We start from the raw sequence: 13,008 nt of genomic DNA on the forward strand, positions 1-13,008 counted from the left end.
GTCAGCGGGTCACGTCGTCGCCGTGGACGAGGGCCAGTTCGGCCCGGCGGGGCAGGCCCTCCCAGTCGCCGTACGCCGCGACGGTGAACGCGCCGCACGCCGCGCCCGTCCGCAACCGGTCGGGGACCGTGCCGCCGTCGAGGAGTGCGGCGAGGTAGCCGGCGACGAAGGCGTCACCGGCGCCTATGGGGTCGACGGGCGTGACGGGGACGACGCCCTGGGGGGTCACCTCGTCGCCGACGGCGGCGAGGGCGCCCCGCGAGCCGAGTTTGAGCACCGCCTCGCGGGGACCGAGGCGCAGCAGCGCACGGGCCATCCCGGCGGGGTCCGCCGCGGGGACGACGAGCGAGGCCTCCTCCGGCCCGGCGAAGACGACGTCCGCACGGGAGACGAGGTGGGCCAGTTCGGCGGCCGCCTCCGTACGGGACCACAGCAGCGAGCGGTAGTTGAGGTCCAGGCTCACCGTGACGCCGGCCGCACGGGCGAGGTCGACGGCCCTTCGGACCGCCGCCCGGGGGCCGTCGCCGAGCGCGGGCGTGATGCCCGTGACGTGCAGGACGCGCGCCCCGGCGACCAGTTCTTCATCGATGTCGCGTGGCACCAGGCGGGAGCCGGCCATCCCGCGCCGGTAGTAGCCGACGCGCGTGTGGTCCGCGGTGCGGCGCTCCCGCAGCATCAGCCCGGTCGGTGCGCTGTCGTCGCGGACGACGCGGCTGATGTCGACCTCCTCGGCGCGCAGTCCGTCGAGGATCACCGTGCCGCCGGCGTCGGCGCCCACCCGGCCGGTCCAGGAGGCGCTGTGGCCGAGGCGGCGGACACCGATCGCGACCGTGGCCTCCGCGCCGGCGAAGGCGAGGCGGGCGGGTGAGCCGCTGCGCAGCGGCCCGGGGTCGGTCGCGGCGACCACGAGCATCGCCTCGCCGAGGGTGACGAGCGCGGTCATCGGCTGATCGCCTCCAGCAGGCCGGCGGTCCGCTCGCGCAGGGCTTCCAGGCTGCCGCCCTCGCAGGCGTCCCCCACCAGGGGACCGCCCATGCCGAGGGCGGTGGCGCCGGCGGCGAGGTAGCCGGCGGCCTGGTCGAGCGCGATGCCGCCGGTCGGGACGAGCGGTATCGCTCCGAGGGGTGCGCGCACGGCCTTCACGTACTGCGGTCCGCCGACCGAGGCCGGGAACAGCTTGACCATGGCGGCACCGGCCTGCCACACGGACAGGATCTCGCTCGTCGTGAACGCTCCGGCCAGTACCGGGACTCCGAGCAGTCGTCCCTCGGCGATGACGTCCAGGCAGGTCGCCGGGGTGATGAGGTACGTGGCGCCCGCGTCCACCGCCCGCTGGGCGTCGGCCGGGGTGATGACCGTGCCGGCGCCGAGGGCCAGTCCGTCGGGCTTGGCCGCGGCGTACTCGCGGAGCGCCGCCAGGACGCCGGGGGTGGTGAGCGTGAACTCGACGGCGCGCACCCCGGTGGCGTGGAGGGCGTCGGCGACGTCGGCGAGGTGCCGGGCCGTGCCGGAGCGGAGGATGGCGATCACCGGGGTGGCGGTGACGGCGTCGAACAGGTCCGTCATGACGGGGCTCCCTGTTGATCGTGGGCGGTCGTGGGGCCGGGGGCGGCAGCGGGGTCGGCGGGTCCGGTAGGTACGGGCCGGGGTGCGGGGGTGGACGCGGGCGCGGGCGCGGGCGCGTCGGCGAAGGGGGCGATCGGCAGCCCGGTGGCCCCCGGCCGGCAGACGAACAGCCGTCCGGCGTCCGGTTCGGCGCGCAGTTGCTCGGGACTGCGCCCTTCGCGGGCGGTGGTGATGACCAGGACGTCGAGGTCGGGCCCGGCGAAGGCGCAGCTGGAGACGTGTGCGGCGGGTACGTCGACGACGGCGTACGGCGTTCCGTCCGGGGCGAACGCCCTGACCTGGCCGGCGCCCCAGACCGCCACCCACACGCGGCCCTCGGTGTCCACCGCGAGCCCGTCCGGTTCCTCGTCCGCTCCGAAGCGGGCGAAGGGACGACGGCTGCCGAGCGCGCCGGACGGCGGGTCGTAGTCGAAGACGTCGACGCGGTGCGTCGCGCTGTCGGCGAAGTAGAGCCGGCGTCCGTCGGGGCTCCAGCCGAGGCCGTTGGAGATGGTCACCGAGTCGAGGAGGGTGGCGACGCTGCCGTCCGGGTCGAGGCGGTGGAGGGATCCCGCGCCGGGGGTGATGTCGTACGCCATCGTCCCGGCCAGCAGCCGGCCCCGCGGGTCGCACTTGGCGTCGTTCATCCGGCGCCGCACCCCGTCGGAGGGCAGGGACGGGGCGGCGAACGGGGCGGCGCGGCCCGTCGCGCCGACGGTGAGGAAGCCGGTGCCCGCGGCGGCGATCAGGTCGCCGGACGCACAGGGCGCCACGGCTCCGACCGGCCGGTCGAGGGTGAGGGTGCACAGGGGCGCCACGTCGGGCGGTCCGGTGCCGTCGGCGCGGGCGATGAGGGCGCCGCGGTGGATCAGGCCGGCGGTGATGTCGACCCAGAGGAGTTCTTGGCGGTGCGCGTCCCAGACCGGCCCTTCGGACAGGAGTCCGGGCTCGGGGGCGCAGGGGACCGCGGTCCATTGCATGTCGTTGCTCCTTGTCGGTTCCGCGGGCAAACTCTAGGACTTCGTCTAACCCCTGTAAATACTCTTCCTCCAATGCCTGGAATAAGCTCGTGCGACCACGTGGCACATCCCGATCACTCGCCACACCCGATCGCTCACCACCCATGGGGAGGAAACGGCACATGGTCAGGCGCACTGCCCAGGACATCCGGCGCGGCAACCGGTTCGACGTGCTGCGGTGCGTCTACGCGGTCCCCGGGCAGGTGACCCGGCAGGACATCGCGGTGGCCACCGGGCTGTCCTTCGCGACCGTCGCCAACCTCGTGGCGGAACTCCTCGAAGCCGAGGTGCTCGCCGAGGCCGGGCACGAGGACTCCAGCGGCGGGCGCCCGCGGGCACGCCTGGAGGTCAATGCCGGGCGCGGGTCCCTGATCGGCATCGACGTGGCCGAAACGACCCTCCAGGCCCAGCTGTTCGACCTGAAGCTGCGCGTGCTGCACAGCGTGGAGATGCCCCTGCCCGTGCCCCTGCCCCTGCAGGAGGCCGCGGAGGCCGGGGAGGCCCGAGAGGCGTTGGAGGTCCGGCCGGCCGATGTCGTCGACACGATCGCGGCCGCCGTGGAGGAGCTGATGACCGCCTCGGGCACCCGCCCGGCCCAGGTACTGGGAGCCGGAGTCAGCGTCCCCGGCGTCGTCCAGCGGGAGGGCGGCGTGTCCGTCTTCTCGCCGTACTGGTCCTGGCGCGAGGTGCCGCTGGGCGCCCTGCTGGCCGAACGGCTCGGCATGCCCCTCTACCTGGACAACCCGCTCAAGGCGAGCACGGTCGCCGAGATGTGGTTCGGGGCCGGCCGGGACGTGGACGATCTGGTGGTGGTGACCCTGCGAGGGGGCGTCGGCGCGGGCATCGCGATCGGCGGCGCCCTGTACCGGGGCGCGGCCAATCGCGCGGGCGAGTGGGGGCACACCCGTCTCGTCGACGGGGGGCGGGAGTGCCGGTGCGGCAAGCGCGGCTGCGTCGAGGCGTACGTGAGCACCGCCGGCGTCGCCAGGACGGTCCGGGAAACGGCCCCGGACGGCGCCATGACCGGCCACGGCGACGAGGCGGCGGTCGTGGACGCCCTCGCCCGCGCCGCCGCCGCGGGCGACCCGGCCGCCGTCGAAGCGGTCACCCGGACCGCCCTCCACCTGGGCACGGCCGTGGCGGACCTGCTCAACCTCTTCGACCCGCAGGTCCTGGTGATCGGGGGGCCGACGGCCGAGCGGCTGGGCGAGCGGCTGCTCCGCGAGACGCGGGACGTCGTCGCGCGGCACGCGCTGCCCCACGCCCTGGACTCGGTGGAACTCCGGCTGAGTGCCGTCCGGAACAACCCCGTGAGCCTCGGCGCCGCGACGTTCGCCCTGGAGGGCTTCCTCGACGACCGGGAGACCTTCGGACCCGTGAAGGCCGGCCGCCGCGCGGCCCGCACCCGGCCGGTCGCCTGAGGTCCCGGCCGGGCCGCCGGGCCGCCGGGCCCTCGGGCGCCTCCCCGGCCGGCCGTTGTCGCTTCGATACCTGTTCGCAACAGGTTCGATTGCTCCAACTCGCGCTCCCGGACGTCCCATTCAGCACCGATGACGTTCGAGGGAGACCGCATGGAGCCCCACCAGGACCGCACGCCCGGCACGCCCCGCACCCCCGGCACGTCGCTCAGGGGCCGCCCGGCCCGGCGGAGAACCTACGGCAGACTGACCGCCGCGCTCCTCGCCGGCGGCCTCCTGCTGACCGGCTGCGGAAGCGGCGGTGCGAGCCGCAGCGCCGACGGGGAGTGGAAGGGCGGCGACTCCGGGCCGCGGCCGTCCGCCACCCGCCCCGGCGGGGAGAGCACGGAAGGCGAGAGCGACGGACGGCGCCCCACCGCACCGCCCGCCGACTACCTCTCCACCTTCGCGCTCGACGTGGACACCGCCAGCTACGGGTACGCCCGCCGCACCCTCGCGGACGGCAAGCTCCCCGACCCGGCCACCGTGCGCCCCGAGGAGTTCGTCAACAGCTTCCGCCAGGACTACCAGGAGCCCGACGGCGACGGCTTCTCCGTCACCGTGGACGGGGCCCGCACCACCGAGGCGAACTGGTCCCTGGTCCGCGTAGGCCTCGCCACCCGCGTCGGGAACGGCGGGGCGGACGGCGCCGAGGCGCGGCCGCCGGCGGCGCTGACCTTCGTCGTGGACGTCTCCGGTTCCATGGCCGAGCCCGGCCGCCTCGACCTCGTCCGCAGTTCCATGAAGCTGATGACCGACCAGCTCCGCGAAGACGACTCGGTCGCCATCGTCACCTTCAGCGGGAAGGCCCAGACCCGGCTGCCGATGACCCGCGTCGAGGGCCACCGCGACCGGATCCAGGAGGTCGTCGCCGCGCTGCGCACCGCCGACTCCACCAACGTGGAGGCGGGGGTCGTCCGCGGGTACGAGGTGGCGGTCGAGTCCCTGCGGCCCGGCGCCACCAACCGGGTCGTCCTGCTCTCCGACGCCCTGGCCAACACCGGCGCCACCTCCGCCGACACCATCCTGAACCGGATCGGCGAAGCCCGGAGCAAGCACGGCATCACCCTGTTCGGCGTGGGTGTGGGCAGCCAGTTCAACGACGCCTTCATGGAACAGCTCGCCGACCGGGGCGACGGACACACCACCTACGTCTCCGACGCGGAGGGCGCCCGCAAGGTGTTCTGCGAGGACCTGCCGGCTCACGTGCAGCTGCGGGCCCGCGATGCCAAGGCCCAGGTCGCCTTCGATCCGCAGACCGTCGAACGGTTCCGGCTGATCGGCTACGACGACCGCCGCGTCGCCGACGGCGACTTCAGGAACAACAACGTGGACGGGGGAGAGGTCGGCTCCGGCCACACCGTGACCGCCCTGTACGCGGTGCGGCTGCGCCCCGGCGCCACCGGACACCTGGCTACGGCGACGGTGCGCTGGCTGGACCCGCGCACCCGGGCGCCGCACGAGGAATCCGGCAAGATCGAGGCGGCGGCCCTGTCCGGCGACGTGTGGACCGGGGCGTCCACCCGCTTCCAGGTCACCGCGGTGGCGGCCTACTTCGCCTCCGCCCTGCGCGAGCGCGACGGAGGCTGGGAGCGGGTACCGGGCGCCCTCCCGCTGGGGACCCTGGCCGGGCACGCGGACCGGCTGTTCGGGAGCACCGAGGATCCGGCCGTACGCCAGCTGGCGCAGTCCGTGCACGAGGCCCGGGCGCTCACCGGCTGAGCGCCCGGACGAGGGGGTGCGGGTACGGGGCCGCCGCCGCTAGTGGTCCAGTACGGCGGCCCGTACGCACAGGACGTCGGGGAGGTGCTCGGCCAGCAACTGCCAGCTGTCCCCGTCGTCCTGGCTGGCGTACAGCTCGCCGTTGCGGTTGCCGAAGTAGATCCCGGCCGGGTCCGCGTCGTCCGTGCAGAGCGCATCGCGCAGCACCGTGCCGTAGTGATCGCCGGCCGGCAGTCCCTTCGTCAGGGGCTCCCAGCTGGCGCCCGCGTCCCTGGTGCGGAAGACCCGGCAGCGGTGCTCCGCCGGGACGCGGTCGGAGTCGGCGTTGAGCGGGAAGACGTAGGCGGTGCCGGGCCGGTGCGGGTGGGCGGCCACGGCGAAGCCGAAGTCGGAGGGCAGGCCCCCGCCGATGTCCGTCCAGCGGGTCCCGGCGTCGTCGCTGCGGTAGACGCCCCAGTGGTTCTGCAGGTAGAGCCGGCCGGTGTCCCCGGCGTCCTGGGCGATCTTGTGCACGCACTGGCCGAACTCGGGGTTCGGATCGGGCAGGAACACCGCCGAGACCCCGCGGTTGGACGGGGCCCAGCTCGCCCCGCCGTCCGTGGTCCGGAACACCCCGGCCGTGGAGACCGCCACCGTGACCAGATCCGGGTCGCCCGGGTCGGTGATCACCGTGTGCAGGCCCTCGCCGCCGCCGCCCGGAACCCACTTGTCCCGGGTCGGGTGCTCCCACAGGGGGCGGACCAGCTCGAAGGACTCGCCGTGGTCGGCCGAGCGGAACAGCGCGGCCGGTTCGGTGCCCGCGTAGACCACGCCGGGGGCCTCGGGGCCGGCCGGATGGAGCTGCCAGACCCGCTCCAGGGAGGCTCCCGTGTCCTCGGGGAACTTCACGGCGGCCGCCGCGGGCTCCCGCCAGGTCGCGCCCAGGTCGTCGGAGCTGAAGACGGACGGCCCCCAGTGCGTGCTGTCCCCGGCGACCAGGAGCCGGGGCGCGCCGGCGCGCCGGTCGATGGCCACGGCCGAGACCGCCTGGGCGTTGAAGTGCGGTTCGCCGAACTCCCAGGTGCCGCCGGACCCCCGGCGGCCGATGAACAGTCCCTTGCGGGTCCCCGCGAGCAGTACCACGTCGGTCATGGCCGACACCTCCGGACGTCTTTGTCCTGCACGGCAGCTTTTCCGCCAGTCTGCACCCGACCACTGACAGAGGCAGGCCGCGGCGCGCTGGCCCGCCCGGTCGTACGAAGGGTCTCGTACTACGAGAGAATTCGTAGTACGGTGAATCTCGTACTTAGCGGCCGGTTCCCCGGTGCGCTTCCAGTCGCCCCCCGGAGACCCCTCATGAGTGCTGCTCCCGTTTCCTTCGCCGCCCTGTTCCAGCCGTGGACCATCCGCTCGGTCACCGTCCCGAACCGGGTGTGGATGGCCGCGATGTGCCAGTACAGCGCCGAGCCCTCCGGCCCGGACGCCGGGGTCGCCCACGACTGGCACTTCGCGCACTACGCGGCCCGCGCCACCGGCGGCGCCGGCCTGATCATCCAGGAGGCCACGGCCGTCACACCCGAGGGGCGGATCTCCCCGTACGACCTCGGCATCTGGAACGACACGCAGGTCGAGGCGCTGCGCCGGATCACCTCCTTCGTGAAGGGCCAGGGCGCGGTTGCGGGCATCCAGCTCGCCCACGCGGGCCGCAAGGCCTCCAACGACCGCCCGTGGAAGGGTGGTCGGCCCGTCGGACCCGAGGCGCACGGCTGGCGTCCCAGCGCTCCGAGCCCCGTGCCCTTCTCCGCGGACCACCAGGTGCCGCACGAGCTGACGGTCCGGGAGATCCGGGAGATCGTGGAGCAGTTCGCGGCCGCCGCCCGGCGCTCGCTCGCCGCGGGCTACCAGGTCGTCGAGATCCACGGCGCCCACGGCTACCTGATCGGCGAGTTCCTCTCCCCGCACACCAACAAGCGCACCGACGAGTACGGCGGCTCCTTCGAGAACCGCACCCGCCTCGCCCTCGAAGTCGTCGACGCCGTACGGGCGGTGTGGCCCGAGGAGCTGCCGCTGTTCTTCCGGATCTCCGCCACCGACTGGCTGGAGGAGGACGGCTGGACCGCGGACGAGACGGTCCGGCTGGCCGGGCTGCTCACGGAGCACGGCGTGGACCTCCTCGACGTCTCCTCCGGAGGCCTCGCCCCGGGCGTGACGATCCCGGTCGGCCCCGGCTACCAGGTGCCCTTCGCGGCCCGGGTCAAGGCCGAGACCGCCCTGCCGGTCGCCGCCGTGGGCCTGATCACCGAACCGGAGCAGGCCGAGAAGATCCTGGCCAACGGCGAGGCCGATGCCGTCCTGCTGGGCCGCGAACTGCTGCGCGACCCGTACTGGGCCCGCCGCGCGGCCGCCGAGCTCGGCGCGCAGATCCGTACGGCCGGGCAGTACCGGCTCGCCTGGTGAACCGGCGCGGCGCGGGGGCCGGGCTCCCGCGCCGCACCCGGCCGTTCGGCTCCGTTCCTACGATGGTTCTCGTACGATGGAGGGATACCCCGAACCGCGGCATCGCGGTACCGCCCAGTGAGTGGAGTACGGACATGACGGAACGTGACGCGACCCGTGTCCTCGCCCACCCCGAGGCGGCCGAGATCCGGCTCGAAGGGGTCCTGCACGCCCTCTCCGACCCGGTTCGGCTCTCCATCGTCCGCGAGCTCGCGGCCACCGACGCCGAGCTGGTCTGCTCGCACTTCGAGCTCCCGGTCACCAAGTCCACGACCACGCACCACTTCCGGGTCCTGCGCGAGAGCGGTGTCGTGCGCCAGTCCTACCGCGGCACGGCCAAGCTGAACGGACTGCGCCGCGCCGATCTCTCCGAGCTGTTCCCCGGACTGCTCGACGGGGTCCTCGCGGCGGCCGCCGCCGAGGAGACGCGCGACCGGGGCTGACGCGGGGATCAGTCCGTGCCGCCCGCCGCGGCCAGCAGGCCCGCCCAGTCCGGGATCTTGACGGAGCGTCGGCCCAGGGACCGCCCCAGTTCCGCCTCCGCCGTCTCGATCGCCAGCCACCCCGGCCACCGGACCGGCCGCAGTCCGGCCCGGAGCAGGGCCTCCAGCGGGTCCCGCTCGCGATCGCGCCGGGCCAGTGCCCCCGCGTCCTGGAGCAGGGAGGAGGCCGTCTCCTTCGCGCAGGGCCGGTTGGTGCCGATGACCCCGGTCGGGCCGCGCTTGATCCAGCCCGCCACGTATTCGCCGACGGAGGCGCGGCCCTCGCGGAGCACCCGGCCCGCCGCGTGCGGGACCGTACCGCGCCGCTCGTCGAAGGGCAGCCCGTCCAGCGGAACTCCCTGGTACCCCACCGAGCGCAGGACCAACTGCGCCGGGACGTCCTCGTAGACCCCCGTGCCGGTGACCCCGCCCAGGCCGTCGGGAGCCGTCCGTTCGAACCGCATCCCGGTGACCCGGCCGTCCGGGCCGCCGAGCACCTCCACGGGGCGCAGGAAGAACCGCAGCGCGATCCGCCGGTCCCCGCCGCTCGCGGGGGCGGCCGCCCAGCCGCGCAGCACCTCCACGTTGCGCCGGTTCGCGGCGGGCAGGGCCGCGCCAGGGTCCGCGTACGCCGGGTCGAGGGCCAGTTCCGCCGGGTCGGCCAGCGCGTCCACGCCGGGCATGGTGCCCAGCTCGCGCAGCTCCTTGGTGGTGAACTTGCCCTGCGAGGGCCCGCGCCGGGCCACCATGTGGACGGCGCGCACCCCGCTGGCGCCGAGCGCGCCCAGCGCCGGCTGCGGCATGTCGGTGGGGGCCAGTTCGGGTACGCCCCGGGCCAGGATCCGTGTCACGTCGACCGCCACGTTCCCGGCGCCGACCACGATCGCCGAATCCACCCCGGGAAGCCCGAAGGCCTCGGCCGCGGCGTCCGGGTGGCCGCTGTACCAGGACACGAAGGCCGTGGCGGAGTGCACCCCGGCCAGGTCCTCGCCGGGGATGCCGAGCATCCGGTCCCGGGCCGCGCCCACGCAGTACACCACCGCGTGGTACAGCTCCAGGAGCCGGGCGGTGGGCAGGGCTTCGCCGCCGACCTCGACGTTCCCGAGGAAGCGGATCCGCTCGTCCTCCAGCACGGTGCGCAGGCTGCCCTGCAGGGACTTGATCTTCTCGTGGTCGGGGGCCACCCCGTAGCGCACGAGCCCGTACGGGGCGGGCAGCCGGTCGAGCACGTCGACCCGGATTCCCGGCACCTCACGCTGCTGTACGAGTGTCTGTGCGGCGTAGACCCCGCTGGGGCCCGATCCGACGACGGCGATACGAAGCACGGCGGAGCTCCTCCCGCAGGTGTTCCCAGCATGACACCGGGGGCCGGGGGCGTCAGCCCATCGCGCGCATCCGGTGGACCTCGGCGCTCTGGGTGGCCGCCACCTCGTTGGCCATCTCCTCCACGGCGGTGTTGTTGCCCGCGGCCAGCACCTCGCCCGCCATCTTCAGGGCGCCCTCGTGGTGGGCGGTCATCAGGGCGAGGAAGAGCCGGTCGAAGTCCGCCCCCCTGGCCGCGGTCAGTTCCCCCAGCTGCTTCTCGGTCGCCATGCCGGGCATCGCCGCGTGGTCGTGGCCCCCCGGGGCGGCGCCGGGCGCCGGGTTGCGGGCCGCCCATCCCTCCATCGCGCCGATCTCGGGCTTCTGCGCGGCCGCGATCCGCTCGGCGAGCCGCTTGACCCCGTCGGACGCGGCCCGGTCCGGAGCGAGCGCGCTCATGGTCAGTGCCTGACCGTGGTGTTCGATCATGTTCCGCACGTACGCTCGGTCCGCCGCGTTGGGGGTGTCGTCGGGCAGTTCCCTCGCGGCCTGTTCGGGGGAGATGGTGCGCGCCTTCTCGCCGGGTTTGCCGGGGGCGACCACCACCGGCTCGCCGTCGGCCGCGCCGTCCGTACCGCCGCCGTCCCGGCAGCCGGTGAGGGGGAGCAGGAGCCCGACGGTCAGGGCCGCTGCGACGATTCGCCCGAGTGAGACTTTCGCCATGTCCATGCTAAGGACCATACTGCCGGGGTCCGCGTTCCGTTCCCACCACGGGCGGAACCGATCGGACCCATGGGAGGGCACAGTGACCTCGATGCACACCAGCAGACGGCGCAGATCCCTGGGAGTGGCCGCAGCCGCGGCCGGACTCCTCACCACGTTACTGGCGGCCGGACCCGCGGCCGCCACCCCCGATCCGGGAGACCTGCTCCCGGGCGCGGGTGCGCCACAGAGCGCCGCCACCGCGGCCGGCGCGGGCCGGGAGTTGGCGCCCGGCGAGATACCGGGCCAGGACGAGATCGTCCACAGCCGCAACATCAAACCCCTGGCCAACATCCCCAGTACCGACCCGAACCAGATCAATTCCGACATGACGTTCCAGGGCAAGTACGCCTACGCGGGCAACTACAACGGCTTCGTGATCTACGACATCGGCAACCCCAGGAAGCCGAAGAAGGTCACCGAAGTGCTGTGCCCCGGCGGGCAGAACGACATCTCGGTCGACGGGGACCTGCTCTTCCTGTCCACCGACTCCTCGCGCAGCGACGACTCCTGCAACAGCGTCTCGCAGCCCGCCACGGAGAAGTCCTCGTGGGAGGGCATCAGGATCTTCGACATCAAGGACAAGAAGAACCCCAAGTACGTCAAGTCCGTCGAGACCCCGTGCGGCTCCCACACCCACACGCTGGTGCCGGGCGGCCGGGACGACTACCTCTACGTCTCCTCCTACAACCCGAACGACGCGTTCCCCGACTGCAAGCCGCCGCACGACGGCATCTCGGTCGTGAAGGTCCCCAAGAAGAGCCCGACGCAGGCCGCGGTCGTGGCCTTCCCGATCCTCTTCCCGGACGGCGGCAACCCGGGCGGGCCCACCAACCCGGGCGTCTCCAAGACCACGGGCTGCCACGACATCACCGTGCTGCCCTCCAAGGACCTCGCCGCGGGCGCCTGCATGGGCGACGGCATCCTCTTCGACATCAGCAAGCCCGAGGAGCCGCGCGTCATCGACCGGGTCCAGGACAACGTGAACTTCGCGTTCTGGCACTCGGCCACCTTCAACGAGCGGGCGAACAAGGTGGTGTTCACCGACGAGCTGGGCGGCGGTGGCGGCGCCACCTGCAACGAGGCCACCGGCCCCACTCGGGGAGCCGACGGCATCTACGAGATCACCGGCCGCGGTGACCAGCGCAAGCTGGTCTTCAAGAGCTACTTCAAGATCCCGCGCATGCAGGCCGACACCGAGAACTGCGTGGCCCACAACGGCTCGCTGGTCCCGGTCGGCGGCGGCCGCGACATCATGGTCCAGGCCTGGTACCAGGGCGGCATCTCCGTCTGGGAGTTCACCGATTCCACCAGCCCGAAGGAGATCGCCTACTTCGAGCGGGGCCCGCTGACCACCGACAAGCTCGGCCTCGGCGGCTCCTGGTCCGCGTACTACTACAACGGGCACATCTACTCGAACGACATCGTCAAGGGCCTCGACGTGCTGAGGCTCGACGACTGGCGCACCGAAAGCGCCAAGTGGGTGTGGCTGGACCGACTCAACGTGCAGACCCAGCCCGTGTACCACTAACGGGGCGAGGGAAACGTTCCGCCGGGCGGTCCACCGTCCGGCGGGACACCCGACTCCCAGTCCAGCCCGTACCGCTGGAACAGCTCGGCCCGCAGCCGGGCCGCCGGCATCGGCGCGCCCGGCAGCAGCACCGCCACCACCGCACCCATCAACAGCGCCCGCAGCAGCGGGTAGTCGGTGTCCACCTCAGTCGATCCGTACCGGACGACGGTGTCCCGCAGCAGCTCCGCGAGCCGCTGCTGCTCGACGCACTGCACGAACCCCTCCGCCTGCAGGATCCCCGCCATGTGGGTCCGCATCAGCCGGGGCTGGTCCCGGGCCAGCCCGAGGATCGCGTCGATGGCCCGGGCCAGGCGCTCGCGGCCGTCCTGCGTACGGGGCTCGCGCTCCAGCGCCGCTTCCAGGGTGAGGTGCATCAGCCGGTGCACGGCGGACTGCAGGAGCTGGCGCTTGCCGGGGAAGTAGTAGGACACCAGACCGCGGGCGGCTCCGGCCCGGTCGGCGATGTCGCCGAGGGTGGTGGCCTCGTAGCCCCGCTCCGCGACCAGCTCGACCGTGGCGTGCAGCAACCGCTCCCGGGAACGCCTGCGCAATTCTTCATTGACCGATGCGCTGCGCGGGGACATGCTTGCTCCTGCGTTGACTGGCTCGCA

General features: G+C 73.5%; 12 protein-coding genes. 5 read left to right on the forward strand and 7 right to left on the reverse strand.

Going from position 1 to position 13,008, the window contains the following annotated elements; all coding sequences use genetic code 11:
* Position 1 precedes the first annotated feature (1 nt).
* The 3 genes from OG276_RS33505 to OG276_RS33515 are packed head-to-tail and all read right to left on the reverse strand — an operon-like array spanning position 2 to position 2,585.
* A complete protein-coding gene (locus tag OG276_RS33505; RefSeq protein ID WP_266911150.1) occupies positions 2-943 on the reverse strand; it encodes a sugar kinase in 942 nt (313 codons plus the stop codon).
* Complete coding sequence (locus OG276_RS33510; RefSeq protein WP_266911152.1) at positions 940-1,566, reverse strand: bifunctional 4-hydroxy-2-oxoglutarate aldolase/2-dehydro-3-deoxy-phosphogluconate aldolase; 627 nt, start codon at positions 1,564-1,566, stop codon at positions 940-942. The genes OG276_RS33505 and OG276_RS33510 overlap by 4 nt, the downstream gene beginning before the upstream one ends.
* Positions 1,563-2,585: an SMP-30/gluconolactonase/LRE family protein gene (locus OG276_RS33515; protein WP_266911154.1), complete on the reverse strand. Its 1,023-nt coding sequence runs from the start codon at positions 2,583-2,585 to the stop codon at positions 1,563-1,565. The genes OG276_RS33510 and OG276_RS33515 overlap by 4 nt, the downstream gene beginning before the upstream one ends.
* A gap of 161 nt (positions 2,586-2,746) precedes the next feature.
* Here OG276_RS33515 and OG276_RS33520 point away from each other — a divergent pair, with 161 nt between their 5' ends.
* Both OG276_RS33520 and OG276_RS33525 read left to right on the forward strand, forming a co-directional pair.
* Entirely contained in the window at positions 2,747-4,045 is a 1,299-nt protein-coding gene (locus OG276_RS33520) for an ROK family protein (RefSeq protein WP_266911156.1), read from the forward strand.
* A gap of 150 nt (positions 4,046-4,195) precedes the next feature.
* Positions 4,196-5,803 carry a von Willebrand factor type A domain-containing protein gene (locus OG276_RS33525; RefSeq protein ID WP_266911158.1) on the forward strand — a complete coding sequence of 536 codons (1,608 nt, stop codon included), beginning with the start codon at positions 4,196-4,198 and terminating at the stop codon, positions 5,801-5,803.
* A gap of 39 nt (positions 5,804-5,842) precedes the next feature.
* On the opposite strand, the gene OG276_RS33530 is transcribed toward OG276_RS33525, so the two are convergent.
* Positions 5,843-6,934, reverse strand: a complete 1,092-nt coding sequence (locus tag OG276_RS33530; RefSeq protein ID WP_266911160.1) for a sialidase family protein — start codon at positions 6,932-6,934, stop codon at positions 5,843-5,845.
* Positions 6,935-7,138: 204 nt separating this feature from the next.
* Between OG276_RS33530 and OG276_RS33535 the strand changes: the two genes are divergently transcribed.
* Together OG276_RS33535 and OG276_RS33540 are read left to right on the forward strand one after the other, a co-directional pair.
* On the forward strand, positions 7,139-8,239 hold the full coding sequence (locus OG276_RS33535; RefSeq protein WP_266911162.1) for an NADH:flavin oxidoreductase/NADH oxidase: 1,101 nt from the start codon (positions 7,139-7,141) through the stop codon (positions 8,237-8,239).
* A 134-nt stretch (positions 8,240-8,373) separates the two neighbouring features.
* Entirely contained in the window at positions 8,374-8,721 is a 348-nt protein-coding gene (locus OG276_RS33540; protein WP_266911164.1) for a helix-turn-helix transcriptional regulator, read from the forward strand.
* Between the two features lie 8 nt (positions 8,722-8,729).
* On the opposite strand, the gene OG276_RS33545 is transcribed toward OG276_RS33540, so the two are convergent.
* Together OG276_RS33545 and OG276_RS33550 are read right to left on the reverse strand one after the other, a co-directional pair.
* Positions 8,730-10,085, reverse strand: a complete 1,356-nt coding sequence (locus OG276_RS33545) for an FAD-dependent oxidoreductase (protein WP_266911166.1) — start codon at positions 10,083-10,085, stop codon at positions 8,730-8,732.
* Between the two features lie 52 nt (positions 10,086-10,137).
* Positions 10,138-10,791, reverse strand: coding sequence for a DUF305 domain-containing protein (locus OG276_RS33550; RefSeq protein ID WP_266911168.1), 654 nt, complete (start codon positions 10,789-10,791; stop codon positions 10,138-10,140).
* A gap of 85 nt (positions 10,792-10,876) precedes the next feature.
* On the opposite strand from OG276_RS33550, the gene OG276_RS33555 reads away from it, so the two are divergent.
* A complete protein-coding gene (locus tag OG276_RS33555; protein WP_266911170.1) occupies positions 10,877-12,355 on the forward strand; it encodes an LVIVD repeat-containing protein in 1,479 nt (492 codons plus the stop codon).
* On the opposite strand, the gene OG276_RS33560 is transcribed toward OG276_RS33555, so the two are convergent.
* Positions 12,352-12,981 (reverse strand): TetR/AcrR family transcriptional regulator, encoded by a 630-nt coding sequence (locus OG276_RS33560; protein WP_266911172.1) that lies wholly within the window; start codon positions 12,979-12,981, stop codon positions 12,352-12,354. The genes OG276_RS33555 and OG276_RS33560 overlap by 4 nt on opposite strands.
* Positions 12,982-13,008 lie beyond the last annotated feature (27 nt).

This window comes from Streptomyces sp. NBC_00086 (assembly GCF_026343255.1).
Lineage (GTDB): Bacteria > Actinomycetota > Actinomycetes > Streptomycetales > Streptomycetaceae > Streptomyces.